The 13,568-nt window shown below is 72.1% G+C and carries 9 protein-coding genes; 8 read left to right on the forward strand and 1 reads right to left on the reverse strand.

From position 1 onward, the window contains the following. Positions 1-172: 172 nt before the first annotated feature. The 3 genes from BI06_RS02035 (at position 173) to BI06_RS02045 (ending at position 6,871) form a co-directional block, all read left to right on the forward strand. Positions 173-1,630: a glyceraldehyde-3-phosphate dehydrogenase gene (locus BI06_RS02035; RefSeq protein WP_030391672.1), complete on the forward strand. Its 1,458-nt coding sequence runs from the start codon at positions 173-175 to the stop codon at positions 1,628-1,630. 284 nt (positions 1,631-1,914) lie between these two features. Beyond that, complete coding sequence (locus BI06_RS02040) at positions 1,915-3,693, forward strand: glycosyltransferase family 2 protein (RefSeq protein ID WP_078879616.1); 1,779 nt, start codon at positions 1,915-1,917, stop codon at positions 3,691-3,693. Positions 3,694-3,799: 106 nt separating this feature from the next. Further along, complete coding sequence (locus BI06_RS02045) at positions 3,800-6,871, forward strand: acyltransferase family protein (RefSeq protein WP_233289982.1); 3,072 nt, start codon at positions 3,800-3,802, stop codon at positions 6,869-6,871. Positions 6,872-6,989: 118 nt separating this feature from the next. Here BI06_RS02045 and BI06_RS02050 read toward each other — a convergent pair whose 3' ends face one another. Then, positions 6,990-7,871: an SDR family NAD(P)-dependent oxidoreductase gene (locus tag BI06_RS02050; RefSeq protein ID WP_043464559.1), complete on the reverse strand. Its 882-nt coding sequence runs from the start codon at positions 7,869-7,871 to the stop codon at positions 6,990-6,992. A gap of 58 nt (positions 7,872-7,929) precedes the next feature. Here BI06_RS02050 and BI06_RS02055 point away from each other — a divergent pair, with 58 nt between their 5' ends. From BI06_RS02055 to BI06_RS02075, 5 genes are all read left to right on the forward strand, one after another. Then, entirely contained in the window at positions 7,930-8,604 is a 675-nt protein-coding gene (locus tag BI06_RS02055; RefSeq protein ID WP_043464562.1) for a TetR/AcrR family transcriptional regulator, read from the forward strand. Positions 8,605-8,759: 155 nt separating this feature from the next. Next, positions 8,760-9,554, forward strand: coding sequence for a DUF5995 family protein (locus tag BI06_RS50190; protein WP_051740122.1), 795 nt, complete (start codon positions 8,760-8,762; stop codon positions 9,552-9,554). 97 nt (positions 9,555-9,651) lie between these two features. After that, positions 9,652-10,368, forward strand: a complete 717-nt coding sequence (locus BI06_RS02065) for a flavodoxin family protein (protein ID WP_043464565.1) — start codon at positions 9,652-9,654, stop codon at positions 10,366-10,368. Between the two features lie 96 nt (positions 10,369-10,464). Then, a complete protein-coding gene (locus BI06_RS02070; protein ID WP_051740123.1) occupies positions 10,465-12,051 on the forward strand; it encodes an APC family permease in 1,587 nt (528 codons plus the stop codon). A 288-nt stretch (positions 12,052-12,339) separates the two neighbouring features. Further along, positions 12,340-13,566 carry a family 2 encapsulin nanocompartment cargo protein terpene cyclase gene (locus BI06_RS02075; RefSeq protein ID WP_051740331.1) on the forward strand — a complete coding sequence of 409 codons (1,227 nt, stop codon included), beginning with the start codon at positions 12,340-12,342 and terminating at the stop codon, positions 13,564-13,566. Positions 13,567-13,568 lie beyond the last annotated feature (2 nt).

Consider the following 13,568-nt stretch of genomic DNA (forward strand, 5'->3'; position numbering starts at 1 on the left):
AACAATCATTGTGAAGAACCCCCGTCGGGAAACCGGCGGGGGTTCTTTGCGTTCTGCCCTATTTGTCACCCTGTGTGATTCTTGTCATGCGGGCCAGGGGGGGACCCGTTTCGGCTGGTGGGGCGGGTCGCGGTTAGCATGTGAACACCCTCCTAGCTCGAAAGATGGACTTGTGACTGTCAACGACGACGTGTTCACGGACTGGAAGAACCGCGAGGAGATCGCGGAGTCGATGATTCCGATCATCGGCCGACTGCACCGGGAGCGGGACGTCACTGTCCTGCTGTACAGCCGCTCCCTGGTGAACAAGTCGGTGGTCAGCATCCTGAAGACCCACCGGTTCGCCCGCCAGATAGCCGGCGAGGAGCTCTCGGTCACCGAGACGCTGCCGTTCCTGCAGGCGCTGACCACCCTGGATCTCGGCCCCTCCCAGATCGACCTCGGCATGCTTGCCGCCACCTACCGCGCCGACAGCCGCGGTCTCTCGGTGGAGGAGTTCACCGCGGAGGCCGTCGCCGGCGCCACCGGTGCCAACAAGTTCGAGCGCCGCGAGTCGGGCCGTGACGTCGTGCTCTACGGCTTCGGCCGGATCGGCCGCCTGGTCGCCCGTCTGCTGATCGAGAAGGCCGGCTCCGGCAACGGCCTCCGGCTGCGGGCCATCGTCGTCCGTGGCGGTGGGGACCAGGACCTCGTGAAGCGCGCCTCGCTGCTTCGCCGTGACTCCATCCACGGCCAGTTCCAGGGCACGATCACGGTCGACGAGGCGAACAGCACGATCGTCGCCAACGGCACCGCGATCAAGGTCATCTACGCCAATGACCCGTCCGAGATCGACTACACGGTCCACGGCATCCGGGACGCCATCCTGATCGACAACACGGGCAAGTGGCGGGACCGCGAGGGCCTGTCGAACCACCTCCGCCCGGGCATCGAGAAGGTCGTCCTGACGGCCCCCGGCAAGGGCGACGTGCCCAACATCGTGCACGGCGTCAACCACGACACCATCAAGCCGGACGAGCAGGTCATCTCCTGCGCCTCCTGCACCACCAACGCGATCGTTCCGCCGCTGAAGGCGATGGACGACGAGTTCGGCGTGCTGCGCGGCCACGTGGAGACCGTCCACTCGTTCACCAATGACCAGAATCTTCTGGACAACTACCACAAGGCCGACCGTCGTGGCCGCTCGGCACCGCTGAACATGGTGATCACCGAGACCGGTGCCGCCTCGGCCGTCGCCAAGGCGCTGCCGGACCTCAAGGCGAAGATCACCGGCAGCTCGATCCGCGTGCCGGTTCCGGACGTCTCGATCGCCATCCTGAACCTCCAGCTGTCCCGCGAGACCGACCGCGAAGAGGTGCTGGACTACCTCCGCAACGTCTCGCTGACCTCCTCGCTGAAGCGCCAGATCGACTTCACCACCGCCCCGGACGCGGTGTCGAACGACTTCATCGGCTCGCGCCACGCGTCGATCGTCGACGCGGGTGCCACCAAGGTCGAGGGCGACAACGCGATCCTCTACCTGTGGTACGACAACGAGTTCGGCTACTCCTGCCAGGTCATCCGGGTCGTCCAGCACGTCTCGGGCGTCGAGTACCCGACGTACCCCGTCCCGGCGGTGCCGGCGGTCTGATCCGGGTGGATCGACGTCGGCGGGACCCCTCGTAGGGGCGCGGACATGAACAGTGGGGCGGCAACCGGTGATCCGGTTGCCGCCCCACTGGCGTTTCCGGGTGTCCGGAGGGTCGGGTGGAGCGGATGTTGGAGGAGTGTTAACGCCCGCGTGACCTGCTGCTTCGCGGAAGGGGGTGAGGTGGCGCGGAGGTGACGTCCGGCCGCCGGAGGATGGATCAATGGTCTATACCAATGCGGTACTGTGGCCGTTGGAGCTGTCAGAAACACGGCTGTGGGGGCCATATGACTGTCCGACAAGTTACGTCCATTTCATCTACTTCATCCTCTTCCTCCTCTCCTCCGACGCATCTGCCGCAACCGCCGGACGACCAGGAGCTCTACTGGTACTTCGGGCCGCAGCGGCGGTGGGTGCTGGTCGCGAGTTCGGCGGCGTTCGTTTTCACCGCCGGGACGATGTTCACGTTCGCGCTGCGGACGCCAGCGCTGTGGGTGTTCCTCGCCGTGCTGGGACTCAATGTCGTCGCGCTGGCGCTGTCCTCGGTCAACAGCCTGCGGCAGCGGCGGCTCACCCGGCAGTCCCACGAGGTGCTGGTGCACGCGTGGGCGCCGGAGGAACTGCCGACCGTCGACCTCTACCTGCCGACCTGCGGCGAGCCGCTGGACATCCTGGAGAACGCCTACCGGGCGGTGGCCGAGGTCGACTGGCCCGGTGCGCTGACCGTCTGGGTGCTCGACGACGCCGACCGGACCGAGGTCGCCGACCTGGCGGCCGCGCACGGGTACCGGTACGTGGTGCGGCCAGACCGGGGGCACCTCAAGAAGGCCGGCAACCTCAACCACGCGCTCACGCTCAGCACCGGTGAGCTCATCGCCATCCTCGACGCGGACTTCGCGCCCCGGCCCGACTTCCTGCGCCACCTCGTCCCGTACTTCGCCGACCCGCGGATCGGCATCGTCCAGAGCCCGCAGTGCTTCGACACCGACGAGTCGATGAGCTGGATCGAGCGCGCCGCCGGTGCCGCGCAGGAGTGGTTCTTCCGCTGGATCCAGCCCTCCCGCGACGCCAGTGACGCCGCCATCTGCTGCGGCAGCAACGCCGTCTACCGGCGGGTCGCGATCGACCGGGCCGGCGGGTTCGCCCGGCTCGACCACAGCGAGGACCTCTTCACCGGGCTCGGCCTGTACGCCCAGGGCTACCGGACGCTGTACGTCCCGGTGCTGGTCGCCAAGGGCACCTCGCCCGACAACCTCGCCTCGTACGTCAACCAGCAGTACCGCTGGGCGATGGGCAATCTGCACCTGCTCGGCTCGCCCGAGCTCAAGCGGATCGGCGCGCCCTGGAGGATGCGGCTCTGCTTCTACGAGGGCATCGTCGGCTATCTCGCCGCCGCCGTGAACATCTTCGTCGCGCCACTGCCGCCGCTGGTGATGATGTTCTGGTACCCGGAGCAGATCCGGCCCTGGCACGTGCTGCCGATGCTGGCGCCGCTCTGGCTCTGGCACGTGCTGCTGCCCCGGGTCAGCCGTACCCGCTGGCGGATCGAGGTGATCCGCTCCAACGTGCTGATGAGCGTCGCCGCCGGGGTCGCCTTCTGGCACACCCTGCGCGGTCGCAGCGCGGCCTGGGTGCCGACCGGCGCCGCCGGTTCGGCCGGGCCGGACGCGACGGGGGCCGGCGCGCCCGCGGCGCGGAGCAAGTCCCGCTCCGGCGGGATGGCGCGCAAGGTCGTCCTGGTCTCGCTGGCCTGGCTCGGCGCCTCGCTCGGGGCCGCCGCCGTCGGCCTCGGCCTGGCCGTCTCGCAGTACGGATGGGCCCCCAACTGGGGTCTCGGGCTCTACCTCGCGGTGCAGGCGCAGATCGGTCTGCCGCTGATCCGCGACCTCGTCGGCGAGGTGCGCGGCACCGCCCGCCGCGACGACGTCACAGCCGGGCCGAAGGCGCCCCGGTCAGGCATGCTGCCCCGCCGCTGGCCGGAGGGGCTGGCCGCCACCGCCACGCTCGTGCTCACCGCTCTGCTCGCGTCCGGCTGGGTCCGGCCGATGCTGCCCTGGCTGGGTTGAAAGGTCGCCTTCTTCCATGTCGTCACCTCCCAAGTCGTCACCTCCCAAGTCATCACCTCCGAAGTCGTCACCTCCCGACTCGTCACTGCCGGAACCGTCGACCCTTGTGCCCGAGCTCGCGCCGGACGCCTTCACCATCCCGAGCCAGCGGACCGCCGGCGGTCGCGCCGGTGACGCCGGTCGCGGCGGCCGCTTCGGCCGCGCTCTCTCCCGGGGTTCCGATGCCCCGGGCCGGGCGCACCGGTCGGCCGGGTTCCGTCCCGACATCGAGGGCCTGCGCGCGCTGGCCGTGCTCTCCGTGCTCGCCTTCCACGCCGCCGTCCCCGGGCTGGCCGGCGGCTTCGTCGGGGTCGACGTCTTCCTCGTCGTCTCCGGCTACCTGATCACCGGCCTGCTGCTGCGCGAGGCCACCACCACCGGCCGGATCCGGCTCGGCGAGTTCTTCTCCCGCCGGGCCCGCCGGCTGCTGCCCTCGGCCGCGATCGTGCTCGGCGCGGTGGCGCTGTTCGGTGCCTGGTTGACGGTGCCGCTGCGGCGGGCCGACCTGGAGTACGACGTGCTCGCGGCGGCGCTCTCGGTCGGCAACTGGCGCTTCGTCGCCCAGCAGACCGACTACCTGGCCGCCGGGCGGGACGAGAGCCCGCTGCTGCACTTCTGGTCGCTCGCCGTGGAGGAGCAGTTCTACCTGGTGTGGGGTCCGCTGCTGGCCCTCACCGCCTACCTGGTGCTGCGGGTGGCGCGGCGCGGCCGGGCGGACGGGCGCGGGCGGGCGGTGCGGCCGGTCGCGGCGGCGCTGGCCGCCGTGCTGACCGTCGGATCCTTCGCGCTCTCGCTGCGCTGGACGCACGACTCCGTCTCGCTCGCCTACCTCGGAACTCCCTCCAGGGTCTGGCAGTTCGGGGTCGGCGCGCTGCTGGCCCTGCTGCCCTGGCACCTGCTGCGCGGGCCGCGCCCGCTGCGGGCGGTGGTGGGCTGGGGCGGTGCGGCGGCCGTGGTGTGGTGCGTGCTGGCGTACGACAGCGGCACCCCGTACCCGGGCTGGGCCGCGCTGGTGCCGACCCTGGGCACGGCGGCCGTCATCCTGGCCGGTACGCCGGGGCGGGAGGGGAGCGCGGCGCCCGGCTACGGCGTGGACCGCGTCCTCGGCCTGCGGGTCCCGCGCGCGATCGGGCGGCTCTCCTACAACCTCTACCTGTGGCACTGGCCGGTGCTGGTCCTGGTGGGCGCGAAGTTCGGCCCGCTGGACTGGCCGGTGAAGGTGGCGCTCACCGCCGCCTCGGCGCTGCCCGCTGCGGCCGTGATGCGGTGGGTCGAGCAGCCGCTGCGGCTCAGCCGCACCCTCTCCGAACTCCCGCGCCGGGGGCTGTCCCTCGGGCTCGCCGCGGTGGTCATCCCGGTGGTGCTGGCGCTGGTCGTCGGCACCGGGACGCTGCGGCTGCTCGGCCCGGCGGCGCCGGTCGACCTCCAGGGGCTGCCGCCCGGTTCGCCGGACGGCACCTCGCTGCTGGTGCGCACCGCGGCCCCGGCCAAGGGCGGTCCGGCGGTGGTGCCGGACGCCGTCCAGGCGCGCAAGGACTTCCCGCCGGACGGAGAGTGCGAGGTCGACCCGGCGGCCACCACCAGCCCCGACTGCCGCTTCGGCGTGGTCGGCAGCCCGGACCGGATCGTGCTGCTCGGCGACTCGCACGCCGGCCAGTGGTTCTCCTCGCTGCTCGCCCTCGCCGCCGAACGGCGCTGGGAACTGGAGGAGTTGGTCAAGCAGGGCTGCCCGCTGCCGGAACTCTCGGTGGTGAACCCGCAGTTGGGCCGGACCTACCGGGAGTGCGACACCTGGCGGGCGAACGCCCTGACCCGGCTGGCCGAGGGCCCCAAGCCCCGGCTGATCGTGGTCTCCACCCTCAACCGGTACACCGACGACCGCGAGACGGTGCTCCAGGGCTGGGCGAAGACCCTCGCCCCGCTGCGTGAACTCGGCGTCCCGATCGTCTACTTGCGCGACACCCCGATTCCCGGGACGGACGTGCCGGCCTGCGTCTCCGGCCACACCGACGACCCGGCGGCCTGCGAGTTCCCGCGCGACAAGGCGCTCTGGGCGGACCCGCTCGCGGACGAGATCGCGGCCGGCCGGATCCCGGGCGTGCGCGCGGTGTCGGTCAACGACGTCATCTGCCCGGGCAGCGGCCGGAGTTGCCCGGCCGTCCTGGAGCGCATCCTGCTCTACCGCGACGACACCCATCTGACCAATGTCGCGGCCGTCGTCCTGACGCCGCGCCTGGAGCGGGTGTTGACGGACGCGGGCGCCCTGCCGCCGCGCGCCGCCGCCGGTACCGCTAGCAGCACTTCCCCGGCGCCGGACGCGTCCGGCTGGACCCAGCTGCTGCGCGACGACTTCGACGGAGCGGCCGGCAGCCGCCCGTCCGCCGCGAACTGGCAGTACGACCTCGGCACCTGCTACCCGGGCTGCCCGGCCGCGCAGTGGGGGACCGGCGAGGTCGAGACCATGACCGACTCGACCGACAACGTCCGGCTCGACGGCCGGGGGGCGCTGGAGATCGTGCCCACCCGGGACGCGGCGGGCCGCTGGTCCTCCGGCCGGATCGAGTCCCGCCGCGCCGACCTCGCCCCGCCGCCCGGCGGTGTGCTGCGGATCGAGGCCGGGATCGCCCTGCCCGACGTCACCGGTCCGGCCGCCGCCGGCTACTGGCCCGCCTTCTGGACCCTCGGCGGCGAGCTGCGCAACGGGTACACCGGCTGGCCGGCCATCGGCGAGCTGGACATCCTGGAGCAGGTCAACGGCCGGGACTCGGTCTTCGGCACGATGCACTGCGGCGTGCTGGACGGCGGGCCCTGCCAGGAGCCGCGCGGCCTCGGGTCGGGCGACCAGCCCTGCGGCGCCGAGTGCCGCAGCGGCTTCCACCGCTACGCGGTCGAGGTCGACCTGAAGCCGGGCGCCGAGGAGGTCCGCTGGTACCTCGACGGCCGGGTGCACCACCGGGTGACGGCCGCGCAGATGGACCGCGCGACCTGGGACCGGGCCGTCGGCCGGGGCCTGTTCCTCATCCTCAACGTCGCCGTCGGCGGCAACCTCCCGGCCGCCTTCGGCAGCTCCGTCACCCCGGCCACCGAGCCGGGCCACCCGATGCGGGTGGACTACGTGTCGGTGGCCTCGAAGCAGTAGCCGACCCGCCGGGCGGCCCGCCCGGCGGCACGACCCGGCCCCGGCCGAGGAGCTCTCTCCGCTCCCCGGCCGGGGCCGTTCCACGTCCGGTCCCTTGCATCGGCCCGCCGGCGGGCGGTCAGGCCGCCGCGTCGGGCGGGAAGGCGACCGGGTAGGGCTCGGCGAAGTCGGCGGAGCGGGCGACCTCGCGCCACCTGGTGTCCTCGGCGAGGAGCCGGCGGTCCTGGGCGAGGGAGTACTCGACCGCGTTGACCCCGAGCGGCAGGTGGTCCGGGATGTCGCGGCGGTCGGCCATCCGGACCAGGATCCCGGCCGCGCGGACCGGGTCGCCCGCAGCGCCGTCGCCGCCCTGCCGCAGTCGGGCGTTGACGGCGCCGACCGTTTCCTCGTAGGCGGCCGGGACGTCGTGGACGGTCATCGAGGAGCCGGCCCAGTCGGTGCGGAAGCCGCTGGGTTCGACCACCAGCACCTTCACCCCGAACGGCGCGGTCTCGGCGCGCAGGACGCGGCTGAACCCGTCGATGGCGAACTTGGCGGCCTGGTAGGAGGCGATCCCGGGGGACCCGCCGACCCGGCCGCCGACGGAGGAGAACTGGATCACCAGCCCGCTCCGCTGCTCCCGCAGCAGCGGGATCGCGGCCTTGGTGACGTGGTAGACGCCCCAGAAGTTGGTCTCGAACTGGGCCCGGAAGTCGGCGTGCTCGGTGGTCTCGATCGGCGAGACATTGGCGTAGCCGGCGTTGTTGACCAGTACGTCGATCCGGCCGAAGCGGCTGTGGGCCTCGGCGAGCGCCGCCCGGGCGGCCGCCGGGTCGGTGACGTCGAGCGCGATCGGCCGGATCCGCTCGCCGAACTCCTCGGCGAGGTCGGCGAGTTGCTCGGGGCGGCGGGCGGTGGCGGCGACCCGGTGGCCGGCCTCCAGGGCCGCGCGGGCGAGGGTGCGGCCGAAGCCGCGGGAGCTGCCGGTGATGAACCAGACCTTGCTGTCCTTGCTGTCCATGCCGTTAGTAAAACACTGTTGCGCTAATAGTGCAACGGCGTTGCGCTACGATGGGCGGGTGACTGCACCGGAGTTCCAGCGCGCCCGCTCGCCCGAGGCCAAGCGACAGCGCGAGGCCGCGATCCTGGAGGCGGCGCGATCCCTCGGCCGCGAGCGCGGCATCAGGGAGGTGTCGCTGACGGACATCGCCGCCGCGGTGGGGATGCACAAGTCCGCGCTGCTGCGCTACTTCGAGACGCGCGAGGAGATCTTCCTGCGCCTGACGGCGGAGGGCTGGGACGAGTGGTCCCGCGCGCTGTCCGCCCGCCTGCGCGACACCGCCGAACCGGGCCCGGCCCCGGTGGCGCGGGCCTTCGCCGCCACCCTCGCCGCCCGCGGGCCGTTCTGCGACCTGCTCGCCCACGCCCCGCTCAACCTCGAGCGCAACGTCTCCCTGGACGCCGTCCGCGACTTCAAGCTCGCCACCCTCGCCGCCCGGGGGCCGATCACGGCGGCCGTCCGCGACCGGCTGCCGGCCCTGGACGACCGGGCCGTCACCGACCTCGTCGCCACCGCCGTCTCGCTCGCCGGTGCGCTCTGGCAGATCGCCAACCCCGGCCCCGAGGTCGCCGCCCTCTACCGCGGCGACCCCCGCCTCGCCCACGCCGTCGTCGAGGTCGAACCCCGGCTGGCCCGCATCCTGACCGCGACCCTCACCGGCCTGCTCGCGGCGGCGGACGAAGCGGCCAGCTGACGGGGGCGGCGGCAGGCTCACCGGGCGGGCTCACCGGGCGGGCCGACTGATCGGAACGGGTGACGGTGGTGGGGCGTCCACCGGGGCGGCGGATCCGGGGCGGTGACGGTGTGTATAGGTGACAGCCGGAGAACCGCGACGGAAGGACCGCCCCCATGGCTCAGTCACACGCCAGGCCCGCGCAGAGCGTCGACGAGGTCGTCGAGCGGATGCGGGCGATCGGGGCGCGGCTGGACCCCGGGGACGGGATCGCCTGCTTCAACCGGATGCATCTGCGGATCGCCGCGCTGGTGGAGCGACGGATCGCGGCCGGCGAGGTCCGGGACCCGGCGTTCGTCGAGCGGCTCGGGGTGCTGCTCGCCAACCAGTACTTCGACGTGCTGGACGCCGCCGAAGAGGGACGGGAGGTCGGCGACGCCTGGCAGCCGCTGATCGACGCCCGGGACGACCGGAGAGTGTGGCCGGTGCAGTTCGCCTTCGCCGGGACCAACGCCCACCTCTGCCACGACCTGCCGCTCGCCGTCGTCGAGACCTGCATCGAGCGCCGCACCACGCCCGACACCCCGCCGGTGCAGGAGGACTACGTCCTGGTCGGCGAACTGCTGGTGCGGGCGGAGGCAGAGGAGCGGGCCGGGTTCGAGCAGCGGATCGCCGGGGTCGCCGCCGGGGCGGCCGAGCCGCTGCGCCACCTGGTGGGGGCGTTCTCGACCGCCCGGGCCAGGGAGGCCGCCTGGGCCGCCACCCTGTCGCTCTGGCACCAGCGCAACATCCGGCCGCTGTTCGACGCCACCCTCGCCGCCGTCACGGCGGGCACCGCGCTGGCCGGGCGGATGCTGGTCACCCCGGTCCCGGTGGCGGCACCTGAGCCGGTGCCGGAGTCGGGGCCGGTACCGCAGCCGGGCCCGGCGTCGGAGTCGGGGCCGGCGCCGGGGTCGTCCGGGGCGGAGTGAGGCGGGCCCGGTCGGCGGATCCCGGCGGGCGGGCGGCGCGGGCCCGGGGTGGAGTGGTGGGTGACCCGACCCGTCGAAGGACCTGGAGAGGCCGCCGATGTCCCCCTCGCCCGCCCGGTACGACGATCTGACCGCCATGGTGATCAACTGCACGCTCAAGCGCTCGCCCGAACGCAGCCACACCCAGGGGCTGATCGACGTCAGCACCGGGATCCTGGAGCGCCAGGGCGTGCGGGTGGACGTGGTCCGCGCGGTCGACCACGACCTCGCCACCGGGGTCTGGCCGGACATGACCGAGCACGGCTGGGAGACCGACGACTGGCCGGTGCTCTACAGCCGGGTGATGGCCGCCGACATCCTGGTGCTGGCCGGGCCGGTCTGGCTCGGCGACAACTCCTCGGTGATGAAGCAGGTGATCGAGCGGCTGTACGCCTGCTCGTCGATCCTGAACGAGCACGGCCAGTACGCGTACTACGGCCGCGTCGGCGGCTGCCTGATCACCGGGAACGAGGACGGCGCGAAGCACTGCGCGATGAACGTGCTCTACAGCCTCCAGCACCTCGGGTACGTGATCCCGCCGCAGGCCGACGCGGGGTGGGTGGGGGAGGCCGGGCCGGGGCCGTCCTACCTGGACGCGGGTTCGGGCGGGCCGGAGAACGACTTCACCAACCGCAACGCCACCTTCATGACCTGGAACCTGCTCCACCTCGCCCGGATGATCAAGGACGCGGGCGGGATCCCGGCCCACGGCAACCAGCGCTCCGAGTGGGACGCGGGCTGCCGCTTCGACTTCGAGAACCCCGAGCACCGCTGACCGTGACCGGGCGGTCACCGGCCAGGATAGGAACGGCTCCCGGGCGTACGCTGATCTCATCGACCCCGTAAGTACCTCTGCGTGCAGGATCAGGGGGTGGGAACCGTGCCGGAACCCCACGGCGGACACACTCCGCCGCCCGCCGCACCCACTGTCGTCAGCTCCCGTGCCGGTGAGAAGGGCCTGAAGACCGGCGCCCTCGGCCTGGTCTCCTCGGTGGCCATCGGCCTGGCGAGCACCGCCCCGGCCTACAGCCTGGCCGCCACGCTCGGCATCATCGTGGTCGGGGTCGGTCTGCAGGCGCCGATCATCACCGTGCTCGCCTTCGTCCCGATGCTGCTGATCGCGTACGCGTACAAGGAGCTCAACGCCTCCGACCCGGACTGCGGCACCACCTTCACCTGGGGCGCGCGGGCCTTCGGGCCGCGCACGGGGTGGATGGGCGGCTGGGGCATCGTGATCGCGGACATCATCGTGATGGCGAACCTCGCCCAGATCGCCGGCGTCTACGGCTTCCGGCTGTTCGGCTTCGACGGCCTGGCCGAGAACACCGTCTGGACCACGATCGCCGGGGTGGTCTGGATCATCGTGATGACGGCGATCTGCTACGTCGGCATCGAGATCTCGGCCGCCCTGCAGCGCTGGCTGCTGTGCATCGAGATCGTGATGCTGGTGCTGCTCTCCGTCACGGCCCTGGTCAAGGTGTACGGGGACCACCCGCCGGACACGGCGATCCACATCAGCGGATCGTGGTTCAACCCCTTCGAGGTGACCTCCACGACGGCCTTCACCGCCGGCATCCTGGCCGCCGTCTTCATCTACTGGGGCTGGGACACCGCCGTGTCCGTGAACGAGGAGACCGCGGACGCGGCGCGCACCCCGGGGCGGGCCGCCGTCCTCTCCACCGTCCTGCTGCTGCTCATCTACGCCCTGGTCTCCACCTCGGCGCAGGCCTTCGCGGGCATCGGGACGGAGGGCATCGGACTGGGCAACGAGGACAACGCGGGGGACGTGCTGTCCTCGCTCGGCGGCGCGGTGTTCGGCAGCGCGGGCCTCGGCTGGTTCCTGACCAAACTCCTGATCTTCATGGTGCTGACCTCCTCCGCGGCCTCGACCCAGACCACCATCCTGCCGACCGCCCGGACCACCTTCTCGATGGCCGCGCACCGGGCCGTCCCCCGCCAGTTCGCCCGGGTGCACCCGCGCCACCGCACCCCGACCTGGTCCACGGTCGCCATGGGCCTGGCGTCGATCGCGTTCTACGTGCTGCTCACCGCGATCAGCGGGAACGTGCTCGCCGACTCGATCGCCTCGGTGGGCCTGGCCATCGCGTTCTACTACGGCCTGACCGGCTTCGCCTGCGTCTGGTACTACCGCAGGGTGCTCACCCGGAGTGTGCGGGACTTCGTCTTCAAGGGCCTGATGCCGCTGCTCGGCGGCCTGATGCTGCTGTACTTCTTCTGCTACGGGGCCTTCGACGTCTACGCCGACCCGGACTACGGTTCGACCTCGATCGACCTGCCGCTGTTCGGGGAGACCGGCGGGGTGACCGTGATCGGCATCGGCGCGCTGCTGCTCGGCGTGGTGCTGATGCTGGTCCAGTGGGCGGTCGACGGCTCCTGGTTCCGGCACCCGGACGTGCCGGTGGAGGCGGCGGACCCGGCCGACGCCCCGCGGGGCTGAGGTCCCGACCGGCGGGGTCGAGGCTCCGACCGGCGGGGTTGGGGCCCCGACGGTCCCGGTCCGCAGGGCCCCTCGGGGGGCCTTCTCGGCAGGCCCGCTCCGAACCGATCATCTGATGCGCGGTTTCAAACGCAACACATGCACACGTTCACCCTTTCGAGTGCACAGGATCATGCGAAGCGGCTCAGATCGTTCCGCCCCGCCTACGGTTGGGCAGCAAGCGAGGACGGGGCGGCCGCACGCGGAGACCCCCTTCCTCCGGGCCGTGGCGACGACCGACGACCCGTTCTGACGTGTCCCCCTTACACACGAGGAAGGTTCTCCCATGCCCGTGGCCACGAGCGGCGAGACCCCGCAGACGTCGCAGCACCCGCACCCCGGTCGCCGTCCGGCGGTGCGGTCATGAGCGGCACGGCGCTGGAGCAGATCCTCCGCGGACCGAGCGGTCTGGGCACGGCCGGACTGAGTCTGACGCCACGTCAGGAGCTCGCCGCCGCACCGGAGTCGGCGACACCGGCGGCATCGGGGAAGCCGGGCGTCGGCGACCCGATCCCCGGGCTGTACTTCCACCCGGTCGCCGAGCCGGACCCGGCAAGGGTCGCCGAGGTGAGCCGGCGGATCAAGCTGTGGACCGAGGAGGTGGAGCTCTTCCCGCCGGACTACGAGGAGGAGTTCGACGGCTTCTCGGTCAGCCGCTACATGGTCGGCTGCCACCCCGACGCGCCCAGCGTCGACCACGTCATGATCGCCGCCCGGCTGATGGTCGCCGAGAACGCCGTCGACGACTACTACTGCGAGGACCACGGCGGTTCGCCGATCGGCCTCGGCAGTCGGCTGCTGCTCGCCCACACCGCGCTCGACCCGGTGCACACCACCGCCGAGTACCAGGGGGCCTGGCAGGAGTCGCTGGCCTCGGACGCGCCCCGGCGCGCCTACCGCTCGGCGATGGAGCACTTCCACCGGGCCGCCACCGCCTCCCAGTCGGACCGGTTCCGGCACGACATGGCGCGGCTGCACCTGGGCTACCTCGCCGAGGGCGCCTGGGCCCAGGAGGAGCACGTGCCGGAGGTGTGGGAGTACCTGGCGATGCGTCAGTTCAACAACTTCCGCCCCTGCCCGACCATCACGGACACCGTCGGCGGCTACGAGCTGCCCGCGGACCTGCACGCCCGCCCCGCCGTGCAGCGGGTCATCGCGCTCGCCTCGAACGCCACCACCATCGTGAACGACCTGTACTCGTACACCAAGGAGCTGTCCAGCCCGGGCCTCCACCTGAACCTGCCGGTGGTGATCTCCGAGCGCGAGGGGGTCGGTCACCGCGACGGCTACCTCAAGGCCGTCGAGGTGCACAACGAACTCATGCACGCCTTCGAGGCGGAGGCGGCCGCACTCGCCGCCACCTGCCCCGTCCCGGTGGTGGTGCGCTTCCTGCGCGGCGTCGCCGCGTGGGTCGACGGCAACCACAACTGGCATCAGACCAACACTTTCCGTTACAGCCTGCCCGACTTCTGGTAACC

This window comes from Kitasatospora sp. MBT66, from assembly GCF_000710405.2.
GTDB classification, from domain to species: domain Bacteria; phylum Actinomycetota; class Actinomycetes; order Streptomycetales; family Streptomycetaceae; genus Kitasatospora; species Kitasatospora purpeofusca.

What these genes read in the sequence shown, in the direction of transcription:
- BI06_RS02040 (WP_078879616.1), top strand. Translation starts at nt 1,915, where the DNA reads ATGACTGTCCGACAAGTTACGTCCATTTCATCTACTTCATCCTCTTCC.
- BI06_RS02050 (WP_043464559.1), bottom strand. Translation starts at nt 7,871, where the DNA reads ATGGACAGCAAGGACAGCAAGGTCTGGTTCATCACCGGCAGCTCCCGC.
- BI06_RS50190 (WP_051740122.1), top strand. Translation starts at nt 8,760, where the DNA reads ATGGCTCAGTCACACGCCAGGCCCGCGCAGAGCGTCGACGAGGTCGTC.
- BI06_RS02065 (WP_043464565.1), top strand. Translation starts at nt 9,652, where the DNA reads ATGTCCCCCTCGCCCGCCCGGTACGACGATCTGACCGCCATGGTGATC.